Source organism: Sphingobium fontiphilum (assembly GCF_014196635.1).
GTDB lineage: Bacteria > Pseudomonadota > Alphaproteobacteria > Sphingomonadales > Sphingomonadaceae > Sphingobium > Sphingobium fontiphilum.
This window is the reverse complement of the sequence record NZ_JACIEB010000006.1, coordinates 151,641-176,863: the sequence shown is the minus strand read 5'-3', so window position 1 is coordinate 176,863 and position 25,223 is coordinate 151,641. Positions and strand designations below refer to the sequence as shown.

The 25,223-nt window shown below is 64.9% G+C and carries 27 protein-coding genes; 10 read left to right on the top strand and 17 right to left on the bottom strand.

Features of this window, described 5'->3' with window-relative positions:
• Nucleotides 1–79: 79 nt before the first annotated feature.
• A complete protein-coding gene (locus GGR44_RS13230) occupies nt 80–520 on the top strand; it encodes a DUF805 domain-containing protein (RefSeq protein ID WP_343052340.1) in 441 nt (146 codons plus the stop codon).
• Between the two features lie 66 nt (nt 521–586).
• Here the strand turns inward: GGR44_RS13230 and GGR44_RS13225 are convergent, their stop codons facing one another.
• The gene (locus tag GGR44_RS13225; RefSeq protein ID WP_183956013.1) at nt 587–970 is read right to left on the bottom strand and encodes a hypothetical protein; all 384 of its coding nucleotides are present in this window, start codon (nt 968–970) and stop codon (nt 587–589) included.
• A 161-nt stretch (nt 971–1,131) separates the two neighbouring features.
• On the opposite strand from GGR44_RS13225, the gene GGR44_RS13220 reads away from it, so the two are divergent.
• The 5 genes from GGR44_RS13220 to queA all read left to right on the top strand — a co-directional run bounded on the left by GGR44_RS13220 (nt 1,132) and on the right by queA (nt 4,693).
• Nucleotides 1,132–1,392 carry an exodeoxyribonuclease VII small subunit gene (locus tag GGR44_RS13220; RefSeq protein WP_183956012.1) on the top strand — a complete coding sequence of 87 codons (261 nt, stop codon included), beginning with the start codon at nt 1,132–1,134 and terminating at the stop codon, nt 1,390–1,392.
• Between the two features lie 14 nt (nt 1,393–1,406).
• Nucleotides 1,407–2,300, top strand: a complete 894-nt coding sequence (locus GGR44_RS13215) for a polyprenyl synthetase family protein (protein ID WP_183956011.1) — start codon at nt 1,407–1,409, stop codon at nt 2,298–2,300.
• Between the two features lie 3 nt (nt 2,301–2,303).
• The gene (coaD, locus tag GGR44_RS13210; protein WP_183956010.1) at nt 2,304–2,819 is read left to right on the top strand and encodes a pantetheine-phosphate adenylyltransferase; all 516 of its coding nucleotides are present in this window, start codon (nt 2,304–2,306) and stop codon (nt 2,817–2,819) included.
• Nucleotides 2,820–2,917: 98 nt separating this feature from the next.
• Nucleotides 2,918–3,634: a peptidylprolyl isomerase gene (locus tag GGR44_RS13205; RefSeq protein ID WP_183956009.1), complete on the top strand. Its 717-nt coding sequence runs from the start codon at nt 2,918–2,920 to the stop codon at nt 3,632–3,634.
• 24 nt (nt 3,635–3,658) lie between these two features.
• Nucleotides 3,659–4,693 (top strand): tRNA preQ1(34) S-adenosylmethionine ribosyltransferase-isomerase QueA, encoded by a 1,035-nt coding sequence (queA, locus tag GGR44_RS13200; protein WP_183956008.1) that lies wholly within the window; start codon nt 3,659–3,661, stop codon nt 4,691–4,693.
• Nucleotides 4,694–5,004: 311 nt separating this feature from the next.
• On the opposite strand, the gene GGR44_RS16990 is transcribed toward queA, so the two are convergent.
• Nucleotides 5,005–5,220, bottom strand: coding sequence for a hypothetical protein (locus tag GGR44_RS16990; protein ID WP_246344648.1), 216 nt, complete (start codon nt 5,218–5,220; stop codon nt 5,005–5,007).
• Between the two features lie 30 nt (nt 5,221–5,250).
• Between GGR44_RS16990 and GGR44_RS13195 the strand changes: the two genes are divergently transcribed.
• Entirely contained in the window at nt 5,251–7,377 is a 2,127-nt protein-coding gene (locus GGR44_RS13195) for a putative bifunctional diguanylate cyclase/phosphodiesterase (RefSeq protein ID WP_246344647.1), read from the top strand.
• A gap of 21 nt (nt 7,378–7,398) precedes the next feature.
• On the opposite strand, the gene GGR44_RS13190 is transcribed toward GGR44_RS13195, so the two are convergent.
• The 15 genes from GGR44_RS13190 to GGR44_RS13120 all read right to left on the bottom strand — a co-directional run bounded on the left by GGR44_RS13190 (nt 7,399) and on the right by GGR44_RS13120 (nt 23,155).
• Complete coding sequence (locus tag GGR44_RS13190) at nt 7,399–8,739, bottom strand: HlyD family type I secretion periplasmic adaptor subunit (protein ID WP_183956006.1); 1,341 nt, start codon at nt 8,737–8,739, stop codon at nt 7,399–7,401.
• 4 nt (nt 8,740–8,743) lie between these two features.
• The gene (locus GGR44_RS13185; RefSeq protein ID WP_183956005.1) at nt 8,744–10,450 is read right to left on the bottom strand and encodes a type I secretion system permease/ATPase; all 1,707 of its coding nucleotides are present in this window, start codon (nt 10,448–10,450) and stop codon (nt 8,744–8,746) included.
• A 562-nt stretch (nt 10,451–11,012) separates the two neighbouring features.
• Complete coding sequence (locus tag GGR44_RS17105; RefSeq protein WP_051035681.1) at nt 11,013–11,246, bottom strand: helix-turn-helix domain-containing protein; 234 nt, start codon at nt 11,244–11,246, stop codon at nt 11,013–11,015.
• Between the two features lie 4 nt (nt 11,247–11,250).
• Nucleotides 11,251–11,463: a DUF2274 domain-containing protein gene (locus GGR44_RS13175; RefSeq protein WP_017499928.1), complete on the bottom strand. Its 213-nt coding sequence runs from the start codon at nt 11,461–11,463 to the stop codon at nt 11,251–11,253.
• Nucleotides 11,456–12,694, bottom strand: a complete 1,239-nt coding sequence (locus GGR44_RS13170; protein WP_017499929.1) for a TraB/TrbI/VirB10 family type IV secretion system protein — start codon at nt 12,692–12,694, stop codon at nt 11,456–11,458. The genes GGR44_RS13175 and GGR44_RS13170 overlap by 8 nt, the downstream gene beginning before the upstream one ends.
• On the bottom strand, nt 12,691–13,542 hold the full coding sequence (gene trbG / locus GGR44_RS13165; protein WP_006635655.1) for a P-type conjugative transfer protein TrbG: 852 nt from the start codon (nt 13,540–13,542) through the stop codon (nt 12,691–12,693). Before trbG ends, GGR44_RS13170 begins: the two co-directional genes overlap by 4 nt.
• On the bottom strand, nt 13,539–14,381 hold the full coding sequence (gene trbF, locus GGR44_RS13160) for a conjugal transfer protein TrbF (RefSeq protein ID WP_026108910.1): 843 nt from the start codon (nt 14,379–14,381) through the stop codon (nt 13,539–13,541). The genes trbG and trbF overlap by 4 nt, the downstream gene beginning before the upstream one ends.
• A gap of 3 nt (nt 14,382–14,384) precedes the next feature.
• Nucleotides 14,385–15,692 (bottom strand): P-type conjugative transfer protein TrbL, encoded by a 1,308-nt coding sequence (gene trbL, locus GGR44_RS13155; protein WP_017499931.1) that lies wholly within the window; start codon nt 15,690–15,692, stop codon nt 14,385–14,387.
• A 136-nt stretch (nt 15,693–15,828) separates the two neighbouring features.
• Entirely contained in the window at nt 15,829–16,581 is a 753-nt protein-coding gene (gene trbJ / locus GGR44_RS13150; protein ID WP_017499932.1) for a P-type conjugative transfer protein TrbJ, read from the bottom strand.
• Nucleotides 16,582–16,587: 6 nt separating this feature from the next.
• The gene (gene trbE, locus GGR44_RS13145) at nt 16,588–19,056 is read right to left on the bottom strand and encodes a conjugal transfer protein TrbE (RefSeq protein ID WP_017499933.1); all 2,469 of its coding nucleotides are present in this window, start codon (nt 19,054–19,056) and stop codon (nt 16,588–16,590) included.
• A complete protein-coding gene (locus GGR44_RS13140) occupies nt 19,050–19,280 on the bottom strand; it encodes a VirB3 family type IV secretion system protein (protein WP_051035683.1) in 231 nt (76 codons plus the stop codon). The genes trbE and GGR44_RS13140 overlap by 7 nt, the downstream gene beginning before the upstream one ends.
• A gap of 50 nt (nt 19,281–19,330) precedes the next feature.
• Nucleotides 19,331–19,684, bottom strand: a complete 354-nt coding sequence (locus GGR44_RS13135) for a TrbC/VirB2 family type IV secretion system protein (RefSeq protein WP_017499935.1) — start codon at nt 19,682–19,684, stop codon at nt 19,331–19,333.
• Nucleotides 19,681–20,703: a P-type conjugative transfer ATPase TrbB gene (gene trbB, locus GGR44_RS13130; protein WP_017499936.1), complete on the bottom strand. Its 1,023-nt coding sequence runs from the start codon at nt 20,701–20,703 to the stop codon at nt 19,681–19,683. Before trbB ends, GGR44_RS13135 begins: the two co-directional genes overlap by 4 nt.
• Complete coding sequence (locus GGR44_RS13125; RefSeq protein WP_017499937.1) at nt 20,700–21,125, bottom strand: hypothetical protein; 426 nt, start codon at nt 21,123–21,125, stop codon at nt 20,700–20,702. The genes trbB and GGR44_RS13125 overlap by 4 nt, the downstream gene beginning before the upstream one ends.
• A 2-nt stretch (nt 21,126–21,127) precedes the next feature.
• Entirely contained in the window at nt 21,128–23,155 is a 2,028-nt protein-coding gene (locus tag GGR44_RS13120) for a conjugal transfer protein TraG (RefSeq protein ID WP_038292469.1), read from the bottom strand.
• Nucleotides 23,156–23,497: 342 nt separating this feature from the next.
• On the opposite strand from GGR44_RS13120, the gene GGR44_RS13115 reads away from it, so the two are divergent.
• The 3 genes from GGR44_RS13115 to GGR44_RS13105 are packed head-to-tail and all read left to right on the top strand — an operon-like array spanning nt 23,498 to nt 25,221.
• On the top strand, nt 23,498–23,836 hold the full coding sequence (locus GGR44_RS13115) for a hypothetical protein (protein ID WP_017499939.1): 339 nt from the start codon (nt 23,498–23,500) through the stop codon (nt 23,834–23,836).
• Entirely contained in the window at nt 23,833–24,207 is a 375-nt protein-coding gene (locus tag GGR44_RS13110; RefSeq protein WP_017499940.1) for a helix-turn-helix domain-containing protein, read from the top strand. The genes GGR44_RS13115 and GGR44_RS13110 overlap by 4 nt, the downstream gene beginning before the upstream one ends.
• Before the next feature lie 3 nt (nt 24,208–24,210).
• Nucleotides 24,211–25,221 (top strand): ImmA/IrrE family metallo-endopeptidase, encoded by a 1,011-nt coding sequence (locus tag GGR44_RS13105; protein ID WP_017499941.1) that lies wholly within the window; start codon nt 24,211–24,213, stop codon nt 25,219–25,221.
• Nucleotides 25,222–25,223 lie beyond the last annotated feature (2 nt).

The window sequence follows — 25,223 nt, the reverse complement described above, 5'->3', positions numbered from 1 at the left end:
GGCGGCGGCGGGGATAGACAATCCTTGGCTGTGCCTGGGAGGCGGTTGCTGGTAAAAGCATGGGCGAAGGCCGAAGGGAATGACCATGCAATGGATGCTGTTGCCGCTGCGCCGCTACGCCAGGTTCAACGGGCGGGCGCGACCCAAGGAATATTGGATGTTCGTGCTGTTCATGCTGCTGTGCCTGATTGCGCTGAGCATCATCGAGTCGGCGCTGGGCCTGGCGCCAGCGCGCCGGTGGGCGCAGGCCGGGCAATATTGGACAAGCGCGGGTTATGAAACGCGCGGCGGGCCGCTGGTCAAATTGTTTCTGCTCGGGGTTTTCATCCCGTGGCTCGCCGTGGCGGTGCGGCGGCTGCACGACAGCGGCCGCAGCGGCTGGTGGCTGCTCGCCAGCATCATCCCGATCATCGGGCAAGCGCTGGTGATCGTCTTTCTCATCATGGGCGGCACCCGCGGGCCCAACCGTTTCGGGCAGGATCCTGTCGAGGTGGGCGAAGGCGGCCAGACGCGGCTGTGAGTGAAAAGAAGAGGGGCCGGACATGCCGCCAAGTCCGACCCCGCCATGGGAAACTGCGATAGTCGATCAGGCCTTGCAGCTCTGCGCGCCCTTGCCCGGCAGGGTGGCGGTGATGGCCGCGCCGCTGCCTTCGACCGAATAGCCGCCTTCGGCGACAAAGGGCTTGCCGGCTTCGGGGGCGACCAGCTTGGTTGGCGCGCCGCCCTTTTCCGTGCGCAGGTTGGCGGTCTTGTCGTCGGCCAGGAAGTCGACGAACAGAAGGCTGTTGTCCTTGCAGCGATAGGATCGGCTGTCCTTCACCGCCGGGGGCAGTTCGACCGGCGCGGCGTTAGCCAGTTCCTTGGCCATAGGGTCGGCAGGGCCGCCCACGACTTCGGGTTCGTCATTGGAGCCGCAGGCAGAGAGAAGGCTCAGCGATGCGACAGCGATCAGGGAGAGGTAATATTTCATAGCGGCCTTCCTATGTGCAATTGCAGCATGGCGCGTCAACGCCAAACTACATCTTTGTTGCACCGATGTTGCACAGGGCCTTAACGAATTTGGCGCGCAAAGCCGCAATGACCCCTTGTCCATGCTTGACCCGATGAGCCTGTGCGCCCAATGCTGGGCTCATGGCTGAGTTAGTTGAAAACGCCGTCGGCGATACCGGCGCCCTGTCTTTCGAAGATGCGTTGCGCGCGCTGGAGGGCATTGTCCGGCGGCTGGAGAGCGGGGACGTGCCGCTGGACGAATCGATCACCCTTTATGCGCAGGGCGAAAAATTGCGGCAGCAGTGCGTCGCTCGCCTGCAGGATGCCGAAGCGCGGATCAGCAAGCTGACGGTGGATGCGAGCGGCGCAATCACCGGCGCCCAGCCGTTCGGCGCAGACTGAAAAGCCCCGGAATCATGAAGGACAGCCTTCTAGCCGATCGGGCGCGCCAGACCGCGCAAGCGGTCGATCATCTGTTTGACCAGTTGTTTGCGGTGCCGCAGGACCCACGCCGGTCGCTTTATGAAGCGATGCGCCATGCGGCCATCGGCGGCGGCAAGCGGTTGCGCCCCCTGTTGGTGAGCGCGACCGGCGACCTGTTCAACGTGGCGCAGGATTCGGCCCTGCGCGTTGGCGTCGCCGTCGAATGCATCCATGTCTATTCGCTGGTGCATGACGATCTGCCCGCGATGGACAATGACGACATGCGCCGCGGCCGCCCGACCGTCCACCGCGCCTTTGATGAGGCGACGGCGATCCTGGCGGGCGATTGCCTGCACGACATGGCCTTCGAAATTCTGGTCGATGAGGCCACCCATGGCGACCCCTTCGTCCGCTGCGAACTGGTGAAGGCGCTGGCGCTCGCCAGCGGCCCGGCGGGCATGGCGGGTGGGCAGATGATGGACCTGGAGGCGGAAAAGGCCAGTTTCGATCTGCCGACGGTCACGCGCCTGCAACAGCTCAAGACCGGCGCGCTGATCGGCTTCTGCGTGGAAGCGGGCGCGATATTGGGCCATGTGCCGCACGAGGGGCGCACGGGTCTGCGCGGCTATGCCCGCGACATCGGTCTGGCGTTCCAGATCGTCGACGATCTGCTCGACGTCGAAGGGGATGAGGCGCTCGCCGGCAAGGCGCTGGGCAAGGACGCGGCGGCTGGCAAGGAAACCTTCGTATCGCTGTTGGGCGTGGAGCGGGCGCGGGAACAGGCGCATATGCTGGTCGATCAGGCCAAGGCGCATCTGCACGGTTTTGGCGCACAGGCGGACCTGCTGCGCGCCATCGCGGATTACATCGTGGAGAGGGACAGGTAGGGCATGGCGACTGAGAAGGCGCGGATCGGCGTTTATCCCGGCACATTCGACCCCATCACATTGGGGCATATGGACATCATCCGGCGCGGCGCGAAGCTGGTCGACCGGCTGGTCATCGGCGTCACCACCAATATCAGCAAGTCGCCGATGTTCACCGACGAGGAGCGGCTGGACATGGTGCGCCGCGAATGCGCGGGCATCGACGCGGACATAGAAGTCGTCGGCTTCAATTCGCTGCTAATGGATTTTGCCGAGGCGCAGGGCGCGAGCATCATCGTGCGCGGCCTGCGCGCTGTCGCCGATTTCGAATATGAATATCAGATGGCCGGCATGAACCAGCAGATAAACGGCCGTGTCGAGACCGTGTTTCTGATGGCCGATGTGTCTTTGCAGCCGATTGCTTCGCGGCTGGTGAAGGAAATCGCGCTTTATGGCGGGCCGATCCATAAATTCGTCAGCCCCACCATATGCCGACAGGTGACGGACCGGGTGGAATTGATCGGCCGCAAGGGCGGCTGAAACCCGCCAGTCAGGCGCGGTTCAGTTGCCAATCGCGATTCAGGCGCTATCAGGGCAAACCGTGCGGAAACCGCCCGGCAATGAAAGGCGAACGATTCATGGGTTTCAGGTCAGTGTTCCAGGCAATTGCGATCGGTTGCGCCTTGTTCGCTGCATCCGGCCCGGCCATGGCCCAGGGCGGCAGGGGTGAAGACCTGAAAAAAGCGGAAACCGCCGCCAAGGCCGAAGAGACGGCCAAGGCGCTGAACGCCGAAACTGCGCCCAAGGTGCCGCCTGCGACCGTTCCGCTCGACCCCGCCAATGTCTGGGCCCTTGACCTGTCGACCGGCGGTCGCGTCCGTATCCAGTTGCGCCCCGATGTCGCGCCGAACCATGTCGAACGCATCAAGGAACTGACCCGTCAGGGCTTTTATAATGGCCTGAAGTTTCATCGCGTGATCCCCGGCTTCATGGCGCAGGGCGGCGATCCCAAAGGCGACGGCACCGGCGGGTCGCAACTTCCCGACCTGAAGGCGGAGTTCAACCTGCTGCCGCATCTGCGCGGCACCGTGTCGATGGCCCGCGCGCAGAGCGAGGACAGCGCCAACAGCCAGTTCTTCATCGTCCTGCTGCCCCGGATGCAGCTCGACAAGAAATACACCATCTTCGGCCGCGTGATCGAGGGTATGCAATATGTTGACGCGATCGCGCCGGGCGAGCCGCCGGCCGAACCGTCGACCATCGTGCGCGCTGCGATCGAAGCTGATGGCGGTGCGCCTGCACCCGTCGCCGCGCCGGTCGCCGAACCCGCGCCTGCGCCCGTTCCCGGCGAATAACCCGCCTTTCGCGGGCGAGCGTCCATGCGCGTAGACCTGTTCGATTTCGACCTGCCGCCTGAAAATATCGCGCTGCGGCCGGTGTCGCCCCGCGACTCTGCCCGGATGCTGCTCGTTCCGGGCGATGGCGCGATGGTCGATCATCACGTGTCGGACCTGCCCAACCTGTTGCGCGCGGGCGATTGCCTGGTTTTCAACGACACCCGCGTCATCCCGGCCCAGCTTGAGGGTAAACGCGGCGAAGCGCGCATCGGCGCGACGCTGCACAAAAGACTGGGGCTGCGCGACTGGCAGGCTTTCCTGCGCAATGCGAAGCGGGTGAGGGCCGGCGACCGGATCGACTTTGGCGCGGGCGTGAGCGCCATCGCCAGCGGGCGTGACGAGGATGGCGGCGTCACCCTGTCGTTCGAAGGTGACGAGCCGGTCGAAATCCTGCTGGAACGGGCGGGGCGGATGCCGCTGCCGCCCTATATCGCCAGCAGGCGCCCGACCGACGACCAGGACCGAAGCGATTACCAGACCATGTTCGCGCGGCAGGATGGCGCGGTCGCCGCGCCCACGGCGGCGCTGCATTTCACCCCCGCGCTGATCGAGGCGCTGGACCGGGCGGGCATAGCGCGCGAGACGCTGACCCTGCATGTCGGGGCAGGCACGTTCCTGCCGGTGAAGGCGGAGGATACCGACGATCATCGGATGCATGCCGAATGGGGGCGGATCGAAGCCGATGTCGCCGATCGGCTAAACGCGGTGCGCGCGCAGGGCGGGCGCGTGATCGCGGTCGGCACCACCAGCCTGCGCCTGCTGGAAAGCGCCGCCGATGCCGAAGGGCTCATTCGTCCCTTCGCCGACGAAACGCGCATCTTCATCCAGCCAGGCTATCGCTTTCGTGCGATCGATGGCCTGATGACCAATTTCCATCTGCCCAAATCGACGCTGTTCATGCTGGTCTCGGCGCTGATGGGGCGGGAACGGATGCAGGCCGTTTACAGGCACGCCATCGGGGAAGGCTATCGTTTCTACTCTTATGGGGACTCAAGCCTCCTGCTGCCGGAGGGGTAGGGCTGAGGCCGGCGCTGGACATGGTCCACGAAATGCCCCCGGAAAAGCCATACTGCTATCAGAGCGGCAACCCGGGGTGTGGCCAGGTCTGGTGTCCCCTGACAATTGTCGGCGGCGACAATCTTCTGATTCCAGCGATTTTAACCATGTCAGCCAGACAGCAGCCGAATGTTCGATTTTCAATATCTCGCCGATTTCCCGGAAACATTAATCGAGATCATATTTCTGCCATCTCAGCAATAACATCCATTTTGGATAATATTGATCAATAGCGCATAAATGATTTTTACAAAAGGAGGGGATGATCCTGCTCAAAGCGGGAGAACGGCGGAATGTTCAACGTGATTGAGTGCGTGGTCAATGAGCACGACTACAGGTTGGTGCTTGTCGCGGCTCTGATATGCGCCTTGGGCAGCACGGCGCTTTTCATCCTGCTCCGGCGCGCCGGCGATTGCGTTGAAAACAGGCGACGCCATTGGCTGGCGGTCGCGGCCATTGCGCAAGGCGTCGGCATATGGGCGACGCATTTCGTAGCGATGCTTGCCTATCGTGGAGCGTTGCCGCTTGAATTTGATGTGCCGTTGACGGTGACGTCGGCCGTCGTCGCGATCCTCGCCTTCTGGGCGGCTCTTCATGTGCTGGGGATTGCGCCATCGCTGTGGCGGAGCATCGGCGCCGCGCTGGTCGCTGCGGGCGGCATCGCCATCATGCATTTTGTCGGCATGATGTCGATCATCGCGCCCGTATCCATTCACTATGCGTGGCCGCCGATCCTGATTTCTTTCGTGGTGGCCGCGATCGCTCTGGCGGCGGCTTTCGCCGGTTTTACTCGGCTCAAGGGCAATTGGCGCATAGCTGTGCCGGCGGCGCTGACCATATTGGCGATCGTCGCCCTGCATTTCACCGCCATGTCCGCCACTACGCTCAAGGTCGATCCGCGAGCCGATGTCAATGGCGTGTTCAGTCCGCATGGCTGGCTGATCCCGACCATCGCCTTCGCCACCTTTGCCCTGCTGGGCCTGGTCCTGACCAGTTCCTTTGTCGACCGGATGCTCACCGACCTCAAGGGGCTGACCGGCGCGACCCTGGAGGGCATATTGATCGTCAGCGATGGCAGAATAGTGGAAGTGAACGACCAATTATGCGCGATGCTGGATATGGAAGCGGACGCATTGCTGGGCGCTAGGCCGGGGGACTGGTTCGTCGCGCATGATTATCAGCCTCTGGAAGGCGAGCGCCCCGGCACGGTGGAGGCGTCGGCTTTGCGCCCGACCACAGCCGATCAGGTTCTGGAAATCGCTTCCCACCAGATCGAATATCGTGGTCGCCTCTGTCAGGTGCTGGCCGTTCGCGACCTCACCGAACGCAAGCGGGCCGAGCGCGCCATCGCCCATATGGCCTCCCACGATGCGCTGACCGACCTGCCCAATCGGGTGCACATGGCCGAAATGCTGGGCGAAAGCCTGCGCGCCATGGGATCGGGCGGCATGTTTGCCGTGCTGGCGCTCGACCTCGACCGGTTCAAGGCGGTGAACGACATTTTCGGTCATGCGGCGGGCGACGACATATTGAAGCGGGTGGCGACGATCCTGCGCAACGCCGTCGGGCCGGACGATGTCGTGGCGCGGATCGGCGGCGATGAATTCGTGATCCTGCAACGCCATGTCTGCGGCGATGACGATGTCAGGGCGCTTGCGTCGCGGATCCTGGACTCCTTTGCGCAGGAGATGGACATCGCCCGCGATCCGATGGCGGTCGGCGTCAGTATCGGCGTGGCCGTTTTCCCGCGCGACGGGGAGGACGCGGAGAGCCTGCGCCACAATGCCGATACCGCTCTCTACCGCGCCAAGCAGGAGGGGCGCGGCATCGCCTGCTTCTTCGATCAGCAGATGGACGAGCAGATGCGCGAGCGTCGCGCGCTGGAGTATGATCTGCGTCAGGCCCTGTCGCGGGGCGAGTTCTACCTCGCCTTCCAGCCGCTCGTCTCCACCGCCTTTTCGGCTGTCGTGGGCTATGAGGCGCTGTTGCGCTGGTCCCATCCCGATCGCGGCGACGTGCCCCCCGAAGTCTTCATTCCTATTGCCGAGGATGTCGGCGTCATCCTGCCGATCGGCGAATGGGTGTTGCGCGAAGCCTGCAGCATCGCGGCTCGCTGGCCAGACTATCTGTCGATTGCGGTCAATGTGTCGGCGGTCCAGTTCCGGGTCGGCAATCTGGCGTCGGTCGTCGACGCGGCATTGCGGGACAGCGGCCTCAACCCCAAAAGGCTGGAGCTGGAAATGACCGAAAGCGTGCTGTTGCGCAACCGCAGCGCGACCATCGCCATCTTGCATGATCTGAAAGCGCGGGGCGTGAATATCGTGATGGACGATTTCGGCACCGGCTATTCCTCGCTCAGCAATTTGCGATCCTTTCCCTTTGACAAGATCAAGATCGACCGCAGTTTCGTGTCGTCAGTGGCTGATGACGGCGCGGCGCGTTCCATCATTCGCGCGATTGTCGGGCTGGGAAGGAGCCTGAACATGCCTGTCGTCGCGGAGGGCGTCGAAACCGACGAGCAGCGCCAAATGGTGCTGGAGGAAGGATGCCGGCAGGCGCAGGGCTATCTGTTCGGCATGCCTGCGCCTGTCGGAGCGGAACTGGCGGCGCAACTGCGGCTGAGCGGCGGCGGGTCTGGCAATTGACGCCCGCAATCGGGCCGCGCGCTATTGATCCCTGAAAGCCCGGGCGAGCTGGTCGCGCATGGGCTTCGTGACGTAGGAGAGCATGGACCGCGATCCCGTCGAAACATAGACCTCGACCGGCATTCCGGGTTTCAGAGGCTGTTTGAGGGCCTGGACTTCCTTGTCATTGAGCTGAACGCGGATGCGGTAGAAGCTAAGGCCGCTATGTTCGTCGACGCTGCGTTCGGGTGCGACATAGATCACCCTGCCATGGACTTCGGGGGTCGTCTGGGTGTTGAAGGCGGTGAAGCGCATCTGGGCCGGCTGTCCGGCGGCGACCTGATCGACGTCGGCCGGGCTGATGGAGGCTTCGACCACCAGTTCATCCTTGCTGGGGACGATCGACATGATGGTTTCCGCGGGACGGATCACATCGCCGATGGTTGTGTAGGTGAGTTTGTCGACGATGCCGTCGGCGGGCGCGCGGATGATGCTGCGTTCGAACTGGTCGGTGCTGCTGGCCTTCTGCACCTGTTGCTGGTTGAGCGTTTCCATGATGCGCGCCAGTTGGGTTGCGGCTTCGGCGCGACGCGACTGGCGGGTGGAGATGGCCTGTTCGCGGGTTTCAGCGATGCGGCCCTGCGCCTGGGCGATCTGCGCCTGTAGCGCCGCGATGCTGCCGCGCATGTCGACACGGGTGCGTTCCAGGCTGTTGAGCTTGTTGATGGTCACCAATTGCCGGTCCCACAATTTTCGCACGCCGGCCAGTTCGGGTTCGATCAGCTTCTGCTGGTCCTCCAGCGCCGCAATCTGGGCGCGATAGCCGGCGATCTGCTGGTTCAACTGGTTGACCCGCTCGCTCAGCTGGTTCTGGATGCCTCTGTCTTCCGCCATCCGCAGGTCAAAGCCCCGCTGTTCCATGGCGATCGCCTCGCGCGCGGCGGGATTGGCGCTGGCGGTAAGTTCGCGCGGGAAGCGGACCCGGCTCAGCCCGTCGCGCTCGGCCTCCAGCGCCGCGCGCTGCGCCAGCATCTGGAACAGCGACTGGGTGGAGAAATCGGCGCTGGTGCCGCTGACCGCGGTGTCGAGGCGCATCAGCGCCTGCCCCTTGCGCACCGCGTCGCCATCCTTGACCGAGATGGCGGAAATCACGCCGCCCTGTGGATGGGCCACCCGTTTCACATGGGATTCGACGCCGATCTGCCCTGAACCGATCACCGCCCCGCCGATCGGGATGACCGCTGCGGCCAGACCAAGGCCGAAGACCAGGATCGCCGAAGCGATCAGCGCCTGACGGCTGTGCGCACGAATGGAGTGTTCCGGCGCATAGTCGAAATCCTCGTCCGAAGGCGTCAGATCCTTCTGAAGGGTGATCTGGTTCATCTGCTCAATTCCTGTTGCCGGTCGCCACGACCTGCGCCTGACCCGGCGCGGCGGCGCGGGCGCGCGCGAATATTTCCTCGGTCGGGCCAAAGGCGACCTGCGCCCCGTCCTTGAGCATCAGCGCAAAGTTGCACCGCGCCACGGCGCCGGCGCGATGGGCCACGACCAGCGCGATGCCGCCGCGATCCCGCACGCCCTGAATGGCGCGGTCGAGCGCCGCTTCGCCCTGTGCGTCGAGATTGGAATTGGGTTCGTCGAGGACGACCAGGAACGGGTCGCCATAAAGCGCGCGGGCAAGGCCGATGCGCTGGCGCTGCCCGCCGGAAAGATTGGCGCCCTCCACCCCGATGAAGCTGTCATAGCCCTGCGGCATGGCGACGATCATGTCGTGCACCCCGGCCGCCTTGGCTGCCGCGATGACTGCGGCGGAATCGTGCGGTTCGGCAAAGCGCGCTATATTTTCGGCGATCGTGCCGGTCAGCAGTTCGACCGATTGGGGCAGGTAGCCGATGTGGACGCCCAGCCTGTCGCTGTCCCACTGCGCCAGCGACGCGCCGTCCAGGCTGATCGACCCCAGGGCCGGTTGCCAGATATTGGCCAGCGCGCGCGCCAGCGTCGACTTGCCCGCCGCGCTGGGGCCCATGACGATGGCGGCGTCGCCTGCCGAGAGGCGGAAATGGATATTCTGTATGACCGGCCGCTGGGCGCCCGGCGGCACGATCGCCAGCTTCTCCACCGACAGGCTGGCGGCCGGAGGGGGCAGCTCGGTCGTCGTCAATGCGGCGGCCGGCGCAGCGGCGAACAGCTTTTCCAGCCGGTTCCATGCCGAACGCGCGGTGGCGAGGCCGCGCCAGTTGCCCAGCAACTGGTCGATCGGGGCCAGCGCGCGGCTCGAAATGATCGAACTGGCGAAGATGATGCCGCCCGTCGCCTTGTTGTCGAGCACCAGCAGCGCGCCGACCGTCAGCACCGCCGATTGCAGGAACATGCGGAACACGCGGCTGCTCATGCCCAGCAGTCCGGCCGTGCGGGACAGGCGCGCGGCCGCCGCAAGATAGGCGTTGTTATTGTGGTTCCAGCGCAGCCACAGTCGGCCTTCCATGCCCATGGCGTGGATCATCTCGACATGGCGCTGCTGCTCGCTCAACATCGCGGCGCGTTTGCTGGCGTGACGGGCGAGCGATTCGGTCGGTGCGCGCGTCTTGCGGTCGGCATAGAGCGTCAGGCCGATCAGGATGATCGCGCCAACCAGCGTCGCGACGCCAAGCCAGATGTGCAGCAGGGTGAGCAGGGCGAAATAGAGGATGATCCAGGGCAGGTCCATCAGGTTGCCCGGGCCCGGGCCCGACACATAATTGCGGATCTGGTCGAAATCGCGCATCGCGTCGGCGCCCGCCTCGGGCTTGCGCCCCAGGCGCAGCGTGATGTTGGTCATCGCCTTCTGAAGCTGCGTGCCGATGTCCCGGTCCATCCGCGCGCCGATGTCCGCCAGCATCCGGCCCCGCAGCATGTCGAACAGGCCCTGAAAAACATAGATCACCGATATCATCGCGAACAACGCGAACAATGTCTGTTCGCTCTTGCTGGGTATCACCGAATCATAAACCAGCATCATGTAGAAAGAGCCGCTGAGCATCAGTATGTTCAGCAGCGCGCTGAGCAGACCGACCGTCCATAATGCGCGGCGGCTCTTTCCAAGCGCCAACGCCAATTGGCCACCCATCGCAAATCCAGCAGACATCCCGTTGCCCCACATAAGGTCTCGCCCCAGCTTCTCGTCTCAGCATTTCAGGACAGAGAACAGGCTGGTGCTTGTATCATCGCCATGGCCAAGGCCAAGCCCGTTTGCACCGACTAAACCGATCCAGACCCGCTGGCTGTGCAATATATCACATAAATGACGGTATTGATTGGTTGTCCTCCCCCATTCCAGCGCGACTGACAGCCAATATTCATTAATTCCGATCTGTTCGATGCCTTTGGAGAAATATTATCGAACCCGGACGCGCGCACTCCGCCATCGCTGTCGGTGCAGGGGAACCGCAAGCCATTTTGCGTCGAGGCGGGGATTTTCGGAATGATGCGGAAGCGACTGAGGGCTTTGGCATCGGAAAATGGTAGCGGAGGAGGGATTCACACGAAAAACATAAGATACTGATTTATAACAACGTTCTTGATCGTCGTGCCGATAATTCCGCTCAATCCACCCCCAATTTTACCCCTTCGCGACAGGCCGTGCCGAAATATCGACAGGCCGACATGCGCGATCCCTGCTACGCCCGAGAACGCGGCTGTTTACAGTGTGATCGCAGAAAGGACCGCAGACTATCGACAAACACCACGGTTGCACGGCCGACCTTGGCTGCCTCGATGTCGCCGGAAGCGATGAGCTGGTAGATCTTGGATTTGCTGAGCCCCGTCATCCGTACTGCGTCGGGAATGCGAACGCTTATCGGCCCAATCGGGGGCGCGTCGTCGCCATTCGTTGCAGGCTGCCGGGCCGACATCGGACTATTTCTTACGTGCCCGGCTGAACGAGCGGTCGCTCGCCAGGAAGCCGCTAAGCATGAATGGAATGAGGTCCGGTACGGACTCGCGTCGGCCGTAGGCCGCCTCATAGGCCTCGGCGTAGTCGTTCAGCGCTTCGATGAGATCCGGCATGACGTTGATCGTGATCTTAGCCGGCGTCCGATCGGGCAGCCTTGGCAGCTTCAAATCAGCCATGACGGCCTCCCCAGGGTCCGGGCAATATGATGTCTTTGTGCACGACCACCCGTAGCGGCCAGCCGGGACGCACGCGCAAGGTCGGCTGGATATTGAGATTGCGCGTGACGAGCTGATCGCCGGCGCGCGCGCCGCTCTGCTGCGCTGACTCGCGGATCGCCCGGACAAGGTCGCTTTCGGTGCTGCCGAAGCTCAATTCAGTGCCGACGCCCAGCAGTGTCGACAGGGCGACGCCCTTCAGAAGTTGCCAAGTATGCCGGTCGATCCGGTCGGACAGACCCGCATAGCCCTGCGTATCGGTCGCCGGCACATTGTCGATACGAATCGACGAGCCGTCGGGCAGGATAATCCGCTGCCAGACGACCAGCGCACGGCTCTGCCCAAACGCTACAACGCTGTCGTAGCTGCCGATCAGCCGCGATCCTTGCGGAATGAGCAGACCGCGCCCGGTCACACTGTCATAGACGTTCTCCGTGATCTGCGCGGTGACGAGCCCGGGAAGATCCGAGTTGAGCCCGGTTATGAGGCTCGCGGCAATGATGCTGCCGGCCTGCAAGGTCCAAGGCGATACGGACTGCGCCAGCGCGTGCGGATTGATGTCGTCGTCGCGATTGGCGTGGCCGACCAATTCGTTCTTGCGCCCCTGGGCGTTAGGATCTCGGTCAGGGTCGAGGAGCGGCTTGGCAGTCTCGGCCGATGCTGGCGGAACACTTGCATCGGTAGTCACCGGTGCAGGGGCGGCGGCGCGACCGCCGCCCGCCAATTGCAGCATGACGCCAGACTCGCGTGCGGCCTTCTGCTCAGCGGCGATGCGCTGGCGCTCGGCTTCGGCTTCCTGCGCGGCCCGGCTCACCGCATCGGCAGCGGGGTCAGGGGGAACCATCCCGCCAAGCTGCCGCTGGCGCTCGAGGATCGGCCGCCCGAGATCACCGGGAAGCGGTAGCCCGAGCTTCGGCACGTCGCCATAGCTCGTCGGCGCGCCCGCGAGCGCATCAGGCGGCGCCTTCGCGCCAACCAGCTTTTCATCGCTTCGTGCGATCAGGCTCAGGGTCGCGGGCTTGAGCGCCAGCCAGGCGACGCCGATGATCGCGGTCGAGCCGGCGGCAGCGATGGCGACGATCGCACCGCGGCGAAAACGGGTGACGCGGCCCGGCGCCGCGCGCAGAACGAGCGTTTCGGGGTCGGCTTTGGGCGCCGCGATCGGCGCGGAAGAAGCGGTTGGATCGGTCACGCGCCCCTCCCGGCCTTGCGCTGCCGGCTCTTCGGCTGGGCGGCGGTGATACGGACAATCTGCTGTTTCTTGCCGCCAAGGCGCAGCTCGGCGACACCGAACAGGCGGTCGACCACATAATAGCGGCCGGCGACGCGATAGTTGACGAGCTGGGCCTCGCCATCCTCGCCAATCACGAACAGCGGGGGCGCCTCACCCACGGCGATCGCAGGCGAGAACTCGATGTAGGTCTGCCGCCCATCGTCGAACGCGCGCAGCGGCCGCCAGGCCGGCTTGTCGCCCGAGATCGCATAGTTGAAGTTGAGGCTTTCGACCGAGAGGCCCGACGCGATCGGCGTCGCCGCCACGGCTGCATCGCGCTGACGCCGGAGCGCGATCAGCTCGTCATGTGGATAGGTCCAGGAGATCGCCGCCATCGCGGTCGCGGGCGTGCTTTCGAGCTGGAGATGGTAGGTCCGGCGATCGGTAGCAATGACAAGGTTTGTGCGTAGGCCCGCCGAAAACGGCTTGACGAGGATGTGCACGCGCTTGCTTTCGCCGATGCCGCTGGTGGTATCGCCGACAGTCCAGCGCACGGTGTCGCCGGCGGCGACGGACACAATCGTTTCGCCCGGCTGCAAGGCAATGTCGGTGATGCGCTCGGGCGCGGCATAGAGCCGGTAGAGCACGCCTTCCGCCCAGGGATAGACCTGGACGGCATATATATATCCCGCGCTCGACGGCTCGCGCAGTGCCGCCCGGTTGGCGGCAGTGACGCGCGCGGTGGGTGACGCGGGTTCGCGGCTCTGCGCAGCGACGCCCATGGCAAGCGCCATCGCGCTCGCCGCCAGGATGAGGGCACGGATCATTGGTCGGTCCTTTCGGGGGATGGTGCGGCTGCGGGTTGAGCAAGGGTCGGATCGAGCGGCGAGCCCAGCGGAATGTCGGTGGGCGGCGCGACCGGGAGTGATTGTGCGGGATCGGGCACGGCCGATGGTTGCGGCGAAGGCGGCCGGTCCTGAGGCGTTTCCAGTTCGCGGCTCCAGTCGATCGCGTCAACATAGAGACCGAGCGGGTTTTTTCGGAGCACATCGGCCAAGCGCGGCGGCTTGATCTTCACCGTGAGCATCGCCGTCCAGCGTGACGTGCTGGCGAGGCTTCCCCGCTCATATTGCTGCTCGGTCCATTTGACCTGGAAGCTCGTATCCGACGCGCGGACGACGCTCGTCACCTGCACCGAAACCGTCTTGCGCCCGACATCGGCGAACGGATTGGAGGTGCGGGCATATTCGCCGAGGAACAGTGACGCACGTTCGGTCGCGAAATCATAGGCTGATAGCCAGTTTTCACGCATCAATACCGGATCGAGCGAGCGCGCTCGAACGCCGGTGATGAACCGGCCGAGGAACCATGCGATCTGCGGATCGGTCGGCCGATAGTCCTTGGCGGCAGGCGCGACGGCCTGTGCTTGCCCGAGTGCATCGACCTCGACCACATAGGGCACGACGCGGCTTTGCATCGATTGCCAGACCAGCGCGCCCGACAGACCAGTGGTCAGGAACAGGCCGCCGAAGGCCATCAGCCGCCAGTTCTTCGCCTGTGCGCGAGCCGAGCCGATACGCTCATCCCAAAGCTGGCCCGCTCGTTGGTAGGGTGTCTCGGGTTCGGGCGTTCGCCCATAGCGCTGCAATGCGCGTCGAAATTTCATCGCTCAGTCCCTTTCCTTGATGTCTGGAGTGGCGCCAGCGCCGCCGCGGTCGCCGCCCTGGATTGCGTGGATCGCCATCTGGCGGCGGTGGCGAGCATTCTGGCTGGCATGAAGCTTCTGCGCCCAGGCGGGTGTTCCTTCAGCTGCGCCTATCGGCGCGGCTGCGGGGGCGGCGCCGCCGGCACGGGTGCTTCCTGCTTCCCATGCGGCGCGCTGCCCACGATCGGCGGCAGCGCTAACGCCGAGACCGCCGCTCATCCGGTTGGCAGCCGCGCCGCGCATGGCGGTCGCAACGCCGCCGAGGCCCGCGCCGACGCTGGTCGAGCCCGAGGTTTCCTGCCCGAGCTTGTAGGCAGTGGATGCGGCAGACCCCATCGATGTACCGGCGCGGATCGCGCCGAGACCGGCCCCCGCGAGACCGCGTGCCGCGCCGACGGCGCCAGCGCCTGCCATCGCAAGACCTCCGCCGGCAAGCACGGTAGTGGCGATCACCGATCCGGCGCCGAGCTGCGGCGCGCCGGCGACGAGGCCGGATGCGATTCCCGGGCCGAAGATGGAGAGGCCAAAGATCGCGAGGCTCGCGAGCATCAGCGACACGGCCTGTTCGATCGACACCTCGTCGCCGGTGATCGCACTGGTGAAGTCGGCGAAATAGTTAGAGCCGATGCCGACGATGACCGCGAGCACCATGACCTTGATGCCCGAACTGACGACGTTCCCGAGCACCCGTTCGGCGAGGAACGACGTGCGGTTCCACAGCGCAAAGGGCACGAGCACGAAGCCGGCGAGCGAAGTAAGCTTGAATTCGAGGATTGTGATGAAAAGCTGGATCGCGAGGATGAAAAAGGCGGCGATGACGACGACCCAGGCGATCACCAGCACGGCGATCTCGATGAAATTGTCGAAGAAGGCGATCGGGCCAACCAACTCCTTCGCCTGCTCGAGGAGCGGCCATGCTGCCTCGAAGCCGGTCCCGGCCAGCTTGCCGGGTCGCAATAAATCGTCAGCCGTAATCGCGCTGCCCCCTGCGGTGAGGCCGAGGCCGGCGAAGCTGCGAAAGATGATATCGGACAGTGTCGAGAAGCTGTTGAGGATCAGGGCGAAGACGCCGACATAGAGGATCTTTTTGAGGAACTTGGCGATGACGTCGTCTTCGCCGCCGAGCGCCCAGAACAGCCCGGCGAGCGTGATGTCGATGCCGATCAGGATCGTGGTCAGGAAACCGACGTCACCGCCCAACAGGCCGAACCCGCTGTCGATGTAGGAGGCGAAGGCCTCCATGAACTGATCGATGACATTCAGGTCATCCATATGGGCGGGTTCCTGCTTGAAGTTGAAAGGTGTCGCGGGGACCGGCGGCCATGAGAGGGGCAAGCCCTACGGCCCCCGCGACGAGACAGGTTCGGACCCGGGGGGAGCTGGGGGCGCGGTCCTCGCCTGCCTCAGCTCATTGGCGTGGCGTGTAAGCCTTGCCGTCGCCGAGGAAGCGGCGCGTCGACTCGCGTGCCTCGCGCGCGATCTGGCCCCGCTGCGCCTGCTCGACCGATTCCGCCCGGAACTGCGCCGCCATCATTTGCTGAAGCTGGAGCTGCTGCTTGGCGGTGAGCGCGAGAAGCTGGTTCGTGGCCTGCTGCGCCTGAAGCGAGCCTTCCGCGCCCTGGCTGCGCGCGACGATGTCGGCGAGCGCCTGCGTGTCGCTCCGTACGTTGTCGACGATGCGGTTCTGGACCCCCATCGTCTGGCGAAACGCGGACATCGCGGTATCGAGTTGATCGCGTGCGCGAGCCACACGCTGATCGCGGCGGAACACCTGATCGAACTCCTGCGGGTAGAGCTGGCGGAAGCGCTCGTCGAGCTGATCGATGCGGAAGTCGACGCCCTGCGCCTGGCCCATGAGCTGGTCGATCTGCTGGAGGCGCTGGCGAAGCTCCTGAAGTTGCGGGAAATCGATCCGGGACAGGTTCTTGCCCTGGTTGATCAGCATCTGCGCTTCGTTCTGGAGACTCTGGATCTGGTTGTTGATCTGGGCAAGCGTGCGCGCGGCGGTGAGCAGGTTTTGCGAATAGTTCGATGGATCGAACACACTGAGCTGGGCCGCGACGGGCGTCGAGGTCAACGCGATGCCGATACCGAGCGAGCCGACGGCGCCGAGCGCGAGAGCGGAGAGGCACGCATATTTGCGGATAGGGATACGGGGCACGGGAAATTACTCCTTGTCTTCTGGGGGGCGGGCGGCAGGGTGACGCCCAAGCAGGTCGGCCGCCCAATCGAGGCCGGCTTGGGAGAGAAAGGTCGCGGCGAAGTCGGCCTGGCCCTTTTCGGCCAGCACCGCGTCTATGCGCTTCTGGCTGTCGGGATCGGACGCGCCGCACAACGCCAGCGCGATCGGGCCTAGCCCAAGCTCGAACAGCCGGTTGCCGCGCGCTGATTGCAGATAATATTGCCGCTTGGGCGTCGCGCGGCTGACCAGTTCGATCTGGCGCGCGTTGAGACCGAAGCGGACGTAGACCGTCTGGCCCTGCGGCTCGATCGCCCGATCATTGGGCAGCAAGATGCGCTGCGGACAGCTTTCGATGATGGCCGGCGCGATCGTGCTGTCGGCGATATCGGCTAGGCTCTGTGTCGCGAACACGACGCTGACGTTCTTCTTGCGCAGCACCTTCAGCCACTCACGGATGCGCGCGGCGAACAGCGGGTGGTCGAGGAACACCCAGGCTTCATCCAGTACGAGAAGCGTCGGCCGCCCGGTGAAGCGCTCCTCGAGACGATGGAACAGGTAGGTCAGCACGGGCGCAACGACGCCCGCCTGCCCCATCAGCGCTTCAGTCTCGAAGCACTGCACGTCGGCGATCGCTAGATCGTCTTCGGCGGCGTCGAGCAGGCGGCCGAACGATCCTTCGAGCGTATAGGGCGCGAGCGCCGATCGCAGCGGTGCCGATTGCAGCAGCAGCGACAGGCCGGTGAGCGTGCGTTCCTCGATCGGGGCGGTCGCGAGATTGGTGAGCGCCGACCAGACGGCCTCCTTGATCTCGGGTGTGACCAGTACTTTCTCATGGGCGAGCAGCGCGCCGATCCATTCGGTCGCCCAGGCGCGTGCGTTGGAGCGATCGATGTGGCGCAGCGGCTGGAAGGCGATCGTTCGCCCGCCCACGTCATCGGCATGACCGCTCTCACCGCCAAGCCCGAGCGCGTGATGCGCGCCGCCCATCGCCAGCACGGCCGCGCGCGCCGAAAATCCCTTGTCGAAGACATAGACCTGGGAGTCTGGATATCGCCGGAACTGAAGCGCGAGCATTGCGAGCAGCACCGACTTTCCGGCCCCGGTGGGTCCGACGATCAGCATATGACCGACGTCGCCGACATGCGTGCTGAGACGGAACGGCGTCGAGCCGCTGGTTTCCGCATAAAGCAGCGGCGGACCGTCGAGGTGCGGATTACGCGCCGGTCCTGCCCATACCGAGGACAGCGGCATGAGATGCGCGAGATTCAGGGTGTGGACGATCGGTTGCCGGACGTTCGCATAGACATGGCCCGGCAGGCTCGACAGCCACGCCTCGACCACATTCATGCCCTCGCGGATGCAGGTGAAGCCGAGCCCGTTGACGATGCGCTCGACCGCGCGGACCTTTTCCTCGACGCGGGCGCGGTCGATATCGGCAACGGTGATCGTCGTCGTCAGATAGCCGAACGCGACATGATCGCCGCCGAGCGCCTGCAAGGCGAGGTCGGCATCGACCACCTTGTTGTCGGCATCGCTGTCGAGAAGCTGGACCGGCTGGTTGTAGATGACTTCGCGCAGCAGCGCGGTGATCGACTTGCGCTTGTTGAACCACTGCCGCCGCAGGCGAGTGAGCGCTTTGGTTGCGTCGGTCTTGTCGAGCGCAATGAAGCGCGTCACCCAGCGATAGCCAAAATCCTCATGGTTGAGTCCGTCGAGGATGCCGGGACGGCTCGCGTTCGGAAATCCGAGGATGGTGAGCGTCCGCAGATGCTCGTCGCCGAGCATCGGTTCGAGCCCGCCGGTCAGCGGCGTGTCGGCGAGCAGCCCGTCCAGATAGATGGGCGTTTCGGGCACGGCGACGACATGGCGGCGCGCGGAGATCGCACCGTGGAGAAAGGTCAGCATTTCGCTGTCGCCGAGCGCGCGCACCTCGGGCATGAAGCCTCTGAACAGGTCAAGCGCACGATCCGTCTCGGCGATGAAGCCGGCAAGCGCTTGTCGCCAGTCGCGGCCCTTCGCGTCGTCGCTGCGCTCGATCAGCGCTCGGCCCGCCGTGTCCGCCTGATCGGGCGGAGGCAGGAGGGTGAGCGTCAGATAATAGCGGCTCTCGAAATGCGCGCCCGCGCTTTCGAACGCCGCGCGCCGTTCCTCATCGACCAGCCACGACGCCGCATCGGGAAAGCTGCTGTCGGGATAACCCAGCGCTTCGCGCCGCTCGGCCTCGAAATGGAGTGCCCAGCCCGAGCCGAAGCGCTTCAGGACATTGTTCGCCCGCGCGCAGGCGGCGACAAGCTCGGCTTCGGTGGCGGATTCTAGATCGGGGCCGCGGAACCTGAGGACGCGCAAAAAGCTGCCGTCCTTGTTGAGCACCACGCCGGGCGCGACAAGCGCCGCCCATGGAAGATGATCGGCGAGCCGGTCGGCCTTCTGACGGTATTCGCGCAGATTCAGCATGACAGATGCCCCTTCTGGCGAAGGTGGCGGACAAGGACCGGGGCGAAGTCGGGATCGCGCTTGGCGGCGAACACCGCGAGAGTGTGCCCGAACGCCCACATGGCCAGCCCGGCGATCCACTGCTGGAGACCGAGTCCGAGCGCGGCCGCGATCGTACCATTGACGATCGCGATCGCTCGCGGCGCCCCGCCAAGCAGGATCGGCTCGGCAAGCGCGCGGTGCATCGGCGCCTCGAACCCCTCGATATGGCTGGCGCCATAGGAATTTGGCGCGTTCACGAGATGAGCGCCCCGCCGCCGAAGCTGAAGAAGCTGAGGAAGAAGCTCGACGCCGCAAACGCGATCGACAGGCCGAAGATGATCTGGATGAGGCGCCGGAACCCGCCTGCCGTCTCGCCGAACGCGAGCGTCAAACCGGTGACGATGATGATGATCACCGCGACGATCTTGGCGACAGGACCCTGGACCGATTCGAGGACCTGCTGAAGCGGTTCCTCCCACGGCATGCCCGAGCCGGCGGCCTGCGCGGTGGCGGCGAGCGCAAGCCCGAGGCCGATGGCGGCGCCGGTGAGGAAGATGCTCCGACGATCGGGAATACGGGCAGGAATACGGGACAAGCGCATGGTCATTCTCCTTGGGGTTCGAGGGCGTGGTCGGGAGTAAGGTCGAGGACGGCGTAGCCGCCGTCGGGATCGAGGCCGGCGACGCGCGCGATCGTGTCGACGCGGCGCGCGAGGCCGCGCCCGGCGATGAACACGATCATGTCGATGGCGTCGGCGATCAGCCGGCGCGGAACGGTGACGACGCTTTCCTGCACGAGCTGCTCGAGCCGGTAGAGCGCCGACACTGCCGAATTGGCGTGGACGGTTGCGATGCCGCCCGGATGCCCGGTGTTCCAGGCTTTGAGCATGTCGAGCGCTTCGCGCCCGCGCACCTCGCCAACGACGATGCGATCGGGGCGGAGCCGCAATGTCGAGCGGACAAGATCAGCCATCGTGACGCCGCCGGCTCCGGCAGTGCCAATCGTACGCGTGCGCAGCCCCACCACGTCGGGCGCGGCGCATTGCAACTCACGCGTGTCTTCAATGATGATGACGCGTTCGTCGAGGTGCGCCATCTCGGCGAGCAGCGCGTTGGCAAGCGTCGTCTTGCCCGAACTGGTGCCACCCGCGACCAGGATGTTCTTGCGCTCGACCACGGCCATCGACAGCAGTCGCGCCGTGTCGGCGGGCATGATGCCGTCCCGCACATAGTCGAGCAAAGTGTAGATGCGCGCCGCGGGCTTGCGGATCGAGAAGCACGGCGCGAGGCTGACCGGCGGCAGGATACCCTCGAACCGCTCGCCCGCGCCTTCGCCGTGCGGTGGCAGCTCGGCTGACACGATCGGCGCATTGCCATGAACCTCTGTCCGTGCGTGGCTGGCAACCAGGCGGATGATCCGCTCGACCTGCGCGGGCTCATATTTGGTGCCGGTATCGATCCGGCCTTCGCCGAGTCGATCAAGGCGCAACACGCCGTCCGGGTTCACCATGATCTCGATGACCACCGGATCGGCCAGCGCTGCGGCGATGGTCGGCCCCATCGCGGTGCGCAGCATCGCGCGCCGACGCCCTGCGGAATTATCGGAGCCGAAAAGCGTGTCGCTCATCGCCCACCTCCATTGTCTTTCGCGGAGGCAGCAAGCGTGCGCTGGCCGCTGGCGAGCGCTTCGCCGACGCGGGCAATGAACGCCTCGAAGCGGTCTCGGCCGATCGCACGCGCCGCTTCGTCGGCTTCGGCCAAAGGGGCCTGCACCATCAGTTCATAGCGGATGAACAGCGCCAGGCTCTCGAGCAGCACATGCCCGTCACGCTCGACACGCCCCAGCGCGAGCGACATGCGATCGAGCCGCTGGCTGAACTTGTTCTCCAGCTCGCTCGCCGCCTGCCGGTTGAGCCAGGCGGTGAGCGCGTCGGTGAGGATCGCCGATTTGGACGCGCCGGGCTGGCTCGCCAGCGCCTCGAAGCGGTGGCTCAGATCTTCGGGCAGGAAGAGCTGGTAGCGGACGCGGTTGGGTTTGATCGCGGCCATTGTCAGAAGTCCGGCAGCATGTCGGCGCTGCGACCCTGATTGATCGCGTGAGCGCGGATCAGCGTGCCGGTGGCGCCGGCGCGGTCCATCGCGTGCTTGTCGGCGATCGTGTCGGTGTCGTCGCTGTCCAGGCCGAGCAGGTCGAGCTGCTTTGGCGGCTCGGGTTTTTTGGCGGGTTCTTCGCCGAGGCCGGGGTGGCGCTGCTGTTGCAAGCCGCCGTCCTCATCCGCCTTCGCATCGTCATCGGGCTTGCCGAGCCGGGTATCGGGCGCGCGGACCAGTCCGCTCCAGTCGTTGGGGCGTGCCTGCGGCCGGTCGGGATAGTCTCCGGGCGCGGGCTGCGGCGGCGGTGCGATCCGCTCGCGGAAATTGCGGTCCTCGTAATAGCGCAGCTTCCTCGCGCGGATCGGGGCCATGCCGGAGACAAGGACAAGCTCATCCTTGGGCGGGAGCTGCATCACCTCGCCGGTGGTCAGGAGTGGCCGGGCGGTCTCCTGCCGGCTGACCATGACGTGCGCCAGCCAGGGCGCGAGCCGGTGGCCGGCATAGTTGCGCATCGCGCGCTGTTCGGTGGCGATGCCGAGCGCGTCCGAAATCCGCCGCGCCGTGCGCTCGTCGTTGGTCGCAAACGCGACGCGGACATGGCAGTTGTCGAGGATCGAGTTGTGCTCGCCATAAGCCTTCTCGATCTGGTTCAAGGACTGCGCGATCAGGAAGGCGCGCACTCCATAGCCCGCGAGAAAGGCAAGACTGGTCTCGAAGAAGTCGAGCCGCCCCAATGCCGGGAACTCGTCGAGCATCATCAGGAGCTTGTGCTTGCCCGCCCTGGCGGGATCGGCATCGAGCTTTTCGGTGAGGCGGCGGCCGATCTGGTTGAGCACCAACCGCACCAGCGGCTTGGTGCGGCTGATGTCCGATGGCGGGATGACAAGGTAGAGCGAGACCGGATGGCCGGCCTCGACGAGATCGGCGATCCGCCAGTCGCAGCGCGATGTCACCGCGGCGACGGTCGGGTCGCGATAGAGCCCGAGAAACGACATTGCGGTGGAGAGGACGCCGCTGCGCTCGTTCTCGCTCTTGTTGAGCACCTCGCGCGCCGCCGAGGCGACGACGGGATGGATCTGCGGCGCATCCTTCGTGCCGAGGTGATTGGTGGTCATCATCCGCCGGAGCGTGGCGGTGAACGGCCGCTGCGGGTCCGACAGGAATGTGGCTACCCGTGCGAGCGTCTTTTCTTCCTCCGCATAAAGGACGTGGAGGATCGCGCCGACCAGGAGCGAATGGGAGGTTTTCTCCCAGTGGTTGCGCCGTTCGAGCGCGCCTTCGGGATCGACCAGGATGTCGGCGATGTTCTGGACGTCGCGGACCTCATGCTCGCCGCGCCGGACCTCCAGCAGCGGGTTGTATTTGGCGGAAGCGGGATCGGTCGGATTGAACAGCAGGACGTGGGAGAAGCGCGCGCGCCAGCCGGCGGTGAGCTGCCAGTTCTCGCCCTTGATGTCGTGAACCACGGCGCTGCCGGTCCAGCCAAGCAGTGTCGGTATGACCAGCCCGACGCCCTTGCCCGAACGGGTTGGCGCGAACGCCATGATATGTTCGGGGCCGTCATGCCGGAGATAGCGGCCGCGCGAGCGGCCCAGGAATACGCCGGCATCACCGTAAAGGCCGGCCCGCTCGATCTCGTTCGGCCTGGCCCAGCGCGCCGAACCATAGGTGGTGACGTGACGCGACTGCCGCGCGCGCCAGAGCGAGCCTGCGATCGCCGCGCCGCAGCCGATGAAACCGCTCGCGCCGGCGAGCGCGCCGGCCTTGTCGAAAACATGCGGCGCATAGGCATCGTAGTGATACCACCAGGGGAAGAGCGCCCAGGGACGATAGACCGGCGTGCTTCCAGCCATGAACCAGGCCGGACCAAGTTCGGGCTGGTAGGCGAGCATCGCCGCCGCCCATTGGGTCGCCGCCCAGAGGCCCGCGATCACGATTGCGAACACGACAAGGATCTGGCCGATGAGCAATTTGGTCGGGGTCACGTTGAAGCTCCCGCCCATACCGCCGGATGCGGTCGGGGCGCGGCTTCAAGACTCGGCTATGGGCCGCCCGAAATGAACGGAGCCGCTGGGGGCTGGTGGGTGACCGAAGGAGATCACTCGTCGGCGACTGACTCAATATTCCAGCTCTGTTCTTTTGATCGAGCTATGACCCGAGTTGATGATTCTGCCCTGTCGTTGTCCCTCGAGGTGGCACTGACCACCACACCGCACCGCCGATGACCCGCTACACCCTGCAAAAATCCGAGCTGCAAATTCGGGCTTGCGTGTCGGATTATCAGACATTATATCGCATTTAATGTAGTGAAATCGTGCGAGGCATGCATGGCGACAATCGCTCCTCCGCAGCCCGCGGCAACCGCGTTTCCCAAAGCCGACGCCATTAGGGCGTTGGTCGACGAACTGCTGCAAGTGGCCAGGGCTGAGGCACAGGTGCGCGGAATTGCCCTGCCTCCGGAAAACCCGAAGATCATCCAGGCGCCCGTGCCACTCGACTCCTTGTCCGTGGTCGACACGCTTTGCGCGGTGGAGCAGGTCCTCGACATCGAGCTTCGCGACAGCATCGTCCGCACCGGCGGCTACAATTCGATCGAGAAGGCGATTGACGACCTCCTCCCTAAGATCGAACGCGTCTGGGTTAAGAAGAAAGGGTCGAAGCCATGACCAATCTCGCACTCCGCCAGGAAGGCGACGAGCAGGAGCGGCGGCGCTTGGGCGACCGTCTGCGCGAAGCACGGAAATATCTCGGCCTCAAGCAGGAAGAAGTTGCTGCCTATCTCAAGATTCCCCGGACCGCGCTTACCGATATCGAGAATGGCCAGCGCCGCGTTGAAGCGATCGAACTGACGCGGCTTGCCCGTCTTTACCGCCAGTCGGTGGCCTATTTTACCGGCGAAGACGAGGCCTCCGCGAGCCTTCCCGCCGATGTCGCCCATCTGGCGCGACGCGTTGCGGCCTTGTCGACTGAGGACCGGGCCGAGCTGAGCCGGTTTGCCGAATATCTCCGCTCGCGGTCTGGCGGCGAACGGAGCTGATCGATGGCGTCGGATTATGCGAGCGCGGTTCGCGCTGGTACGATGGCAGCGGGCCGCCTGCATCGCGAACTCGATACGCGCGCACTGATCGAGACCCAAGGCGGCAGCGTCGATGTCTTCGGCGCGATCCATGCCGTGGGTCTACCCTTGCTGCTTCGTCCTCTGAAAGGCCTGCTCGGCGCCTATCTCAGCGCACCTGCTCCTGGCGTTCTCGTCACGACGGAACGACCGATGAGCATCCAGCGCTTCACGGCCGCGCACGAACTCGGGCATTTTTCGATGCGACACGAGCCGAGCCTCGACGATGAGAGCATCCTGCGCCGGATGCCGATGTCGCCCGAACCGGGAAACAACTTCGAGGAAACCGAAGCCGACGCCTTTGCGATCGCCTTCATGATGCCGAAATGGCTGGTGCTCGCGCACAGCGCGCGACAAGGATGGCAGATCGATCATTTCCGGCGCCCCAATGTCGTCTATCAGCTCTCGCTGCGGATCGGCGCCAGCTATGAGGCGACGTGCCGCACCCTGGTTCGCTACAATCTGATTTCGCCATCGGTGATGACCGACCTGCTCCGGACGCAGCCGCGCAGCCTGAAGGTCGATCTCCTCAAGGACTATCGGCCCGACAACTATCGCGGCGACGTCTGGCTGCTGACCGAGCGCGATGCCGGCTCGCGGATCGATGGCAGTCGCAATGATCTTTTCGTGCTGCAGCTCGAAGAACATAGCGGCGGTGGGTATCTCTGGGATCTCGACCAACTGATCGCCAGCGGCTTCGCCGTCGTTCGAGACGAGCGTGAGGCAATCGACGGCGATGGCATCGGTGGTCCCGTTGTCCGCCGTGTCACCGCGGCGCCCGATGCGCCGCGGCGCGGCCGCATGTCGCTCGACGAGCGGCGGCCGTGGCAGCCTGCGCCGGCCCTCACCAGCCTGACGCTCGATTTCGACCTCACCGGCCCGGAACAGACGGGCCTGTCGCGCGCCGAACGGCGGCACCTGCTCGAGGCCGCCTGACG

Coding starts and splice junctions, on each gene's coding strand:
- GGR44_RS13230 (WP_343052340.1), top strand. CDS start 80: ATGACCATGCAATGGATGCTGTTGCCGCTGCGCCGCTACGCCAGGTTC.
- GGR44_RS13225 (WP_183956013.1), bottom strand. CDS start 970: ATGAAATATTACCTCTCCCTGATCGCTGTCGCATCGCTGAGCCTTCTC.
- GGR44_RS13220 (WP_183956012.1), top strand. CDS start 1,132: ATGGCTGAGTTAGTTGAAAACGCCGTCGGCGATACCGGCGCCCTGTCT.
- GGR44_RS13215 (WP_183956011.1), top strand. CDS start 1,407: ATGAAGGACAGCCTTCTAGCCGATCGGGCGCGCCAGACCGCGCAAGCG.
- coaD (WP_183956010.1), top strand. CDS start 2,304: ATGGCGACTGAGAAGGCGCGGATCGGCGTTTATCCCGGCACATTCGAC.
- GGR44_RS13205 (WP_183956009.1), top strand. CDS start 2,918: ATGGGTTTCAGGTCAGTGTTCCAGGCAATTGCGATCGGTTGCGCCTTG.
- queA (WP_183956008.1), top strand. CDS start 3,659: ATGCGCGTAGACCTGTTCGATTTCGACCTGCCGCCTGAAAATATCGCG.
- GGR44_RS16990 (WP_246344648.1), bottom strand. CDS start 5,220: ATGCGTCGCCCATATGCCGACGCCTTGCGCAATGGCCGCGACCGCCAG.
- GGR44_RS13190 (WP_183956006.1), bottom strand. CDS start 8,739: ATGAACCAGATCACCCTTCAGAAGGATCTGACGCCTTCGGACGAGGAT.
- GGR44_RS17105 (WP_051035681.1), bottom strand. CDS start 11,246: ATGTCGGCCCGGCAGCCTGCAACGAATGGCGACGACGCGCCCCCGATT.
- GGR44_RS13175 (WP_017499928.1), bottom strand. CDS start 11,463: ATGGCTGATTTGAAGCTGCCAAGGCTGCCCGATCGGACGCCGGCTAAG.
- trbG (WP_006635655.1), bottom strand. CDS start 13,542: ATGATCCGTGCCCTCATCCTGGCGGCGAGCGCGATGGCGCTTGCCATG.
- trbF (WP_026108910.1), bottom strand. CDS start 14,381: ATGAAATTTCGACGCGCATTGCAGCGCTATGGGCGAACGCCCGAACCC.
- trbL (WP_017499931.1), bottom strand. CDS start 15,692: ATGGATGACCTGAATGTCATCGATCAGTTCATGGAGGCCTTCGCCTCC.
- trbE (WP_017499933.1), bottom strand. CDS start 19,056: ATGCTGAATCTGCGCGAATACCGTCAGAAGGCCGACCGGCTCGCCGAT.
- GGR44_RS13140 (WP_051035683.1), bottom strand. CDS start 19,280: ATGCACCGCGCGCTTGCCGAGCCGATCCTGCTTGGCGGGGCGCCGCGA.
- GGR44_RS13135 (WP_017499935.1), bottom strand. CDS start 19,684: ATGACCATGCGCTTGTCCCGTATTCCTGCCCGTATTCCCGATCGTCGG.
- trbB (WP_017499936.1), bottom strand. CDS start 20,703: ATGAGCGACACGCTTTTCGGCTCCGATAATTCCGCAGGGCGTCGGCGC.
- GGR44_RS13125 (WP_017499937.1), bottom strand. CDS start 21,125: ATGGCCGCGATCAAACCCAACCGCGTCCGCTACCAGCTCTTCCTGCCC.
- GGR44_RS13115 (WP_017499939.1), top strand. CDS start 23,498: ATGGCGACAATCGCTCCTCCGCAGCCCGCGGCAACCGCGTTTCCCAAA.
- GGR44_RS13110 (WP_017499940.1), top strand. CDS start 23,833: ATGACCAATCTCGCACTCCGCCAGGAAGGCGACGAGCAGGAGCGGCGG.
- GGR44_RS13105 (WP_017499941.1), top strand. CDS start 24,211: ATGGCGTCGGATTATGCGAGCGCGGTTCGCGCTGGTACGATGGCAGCG.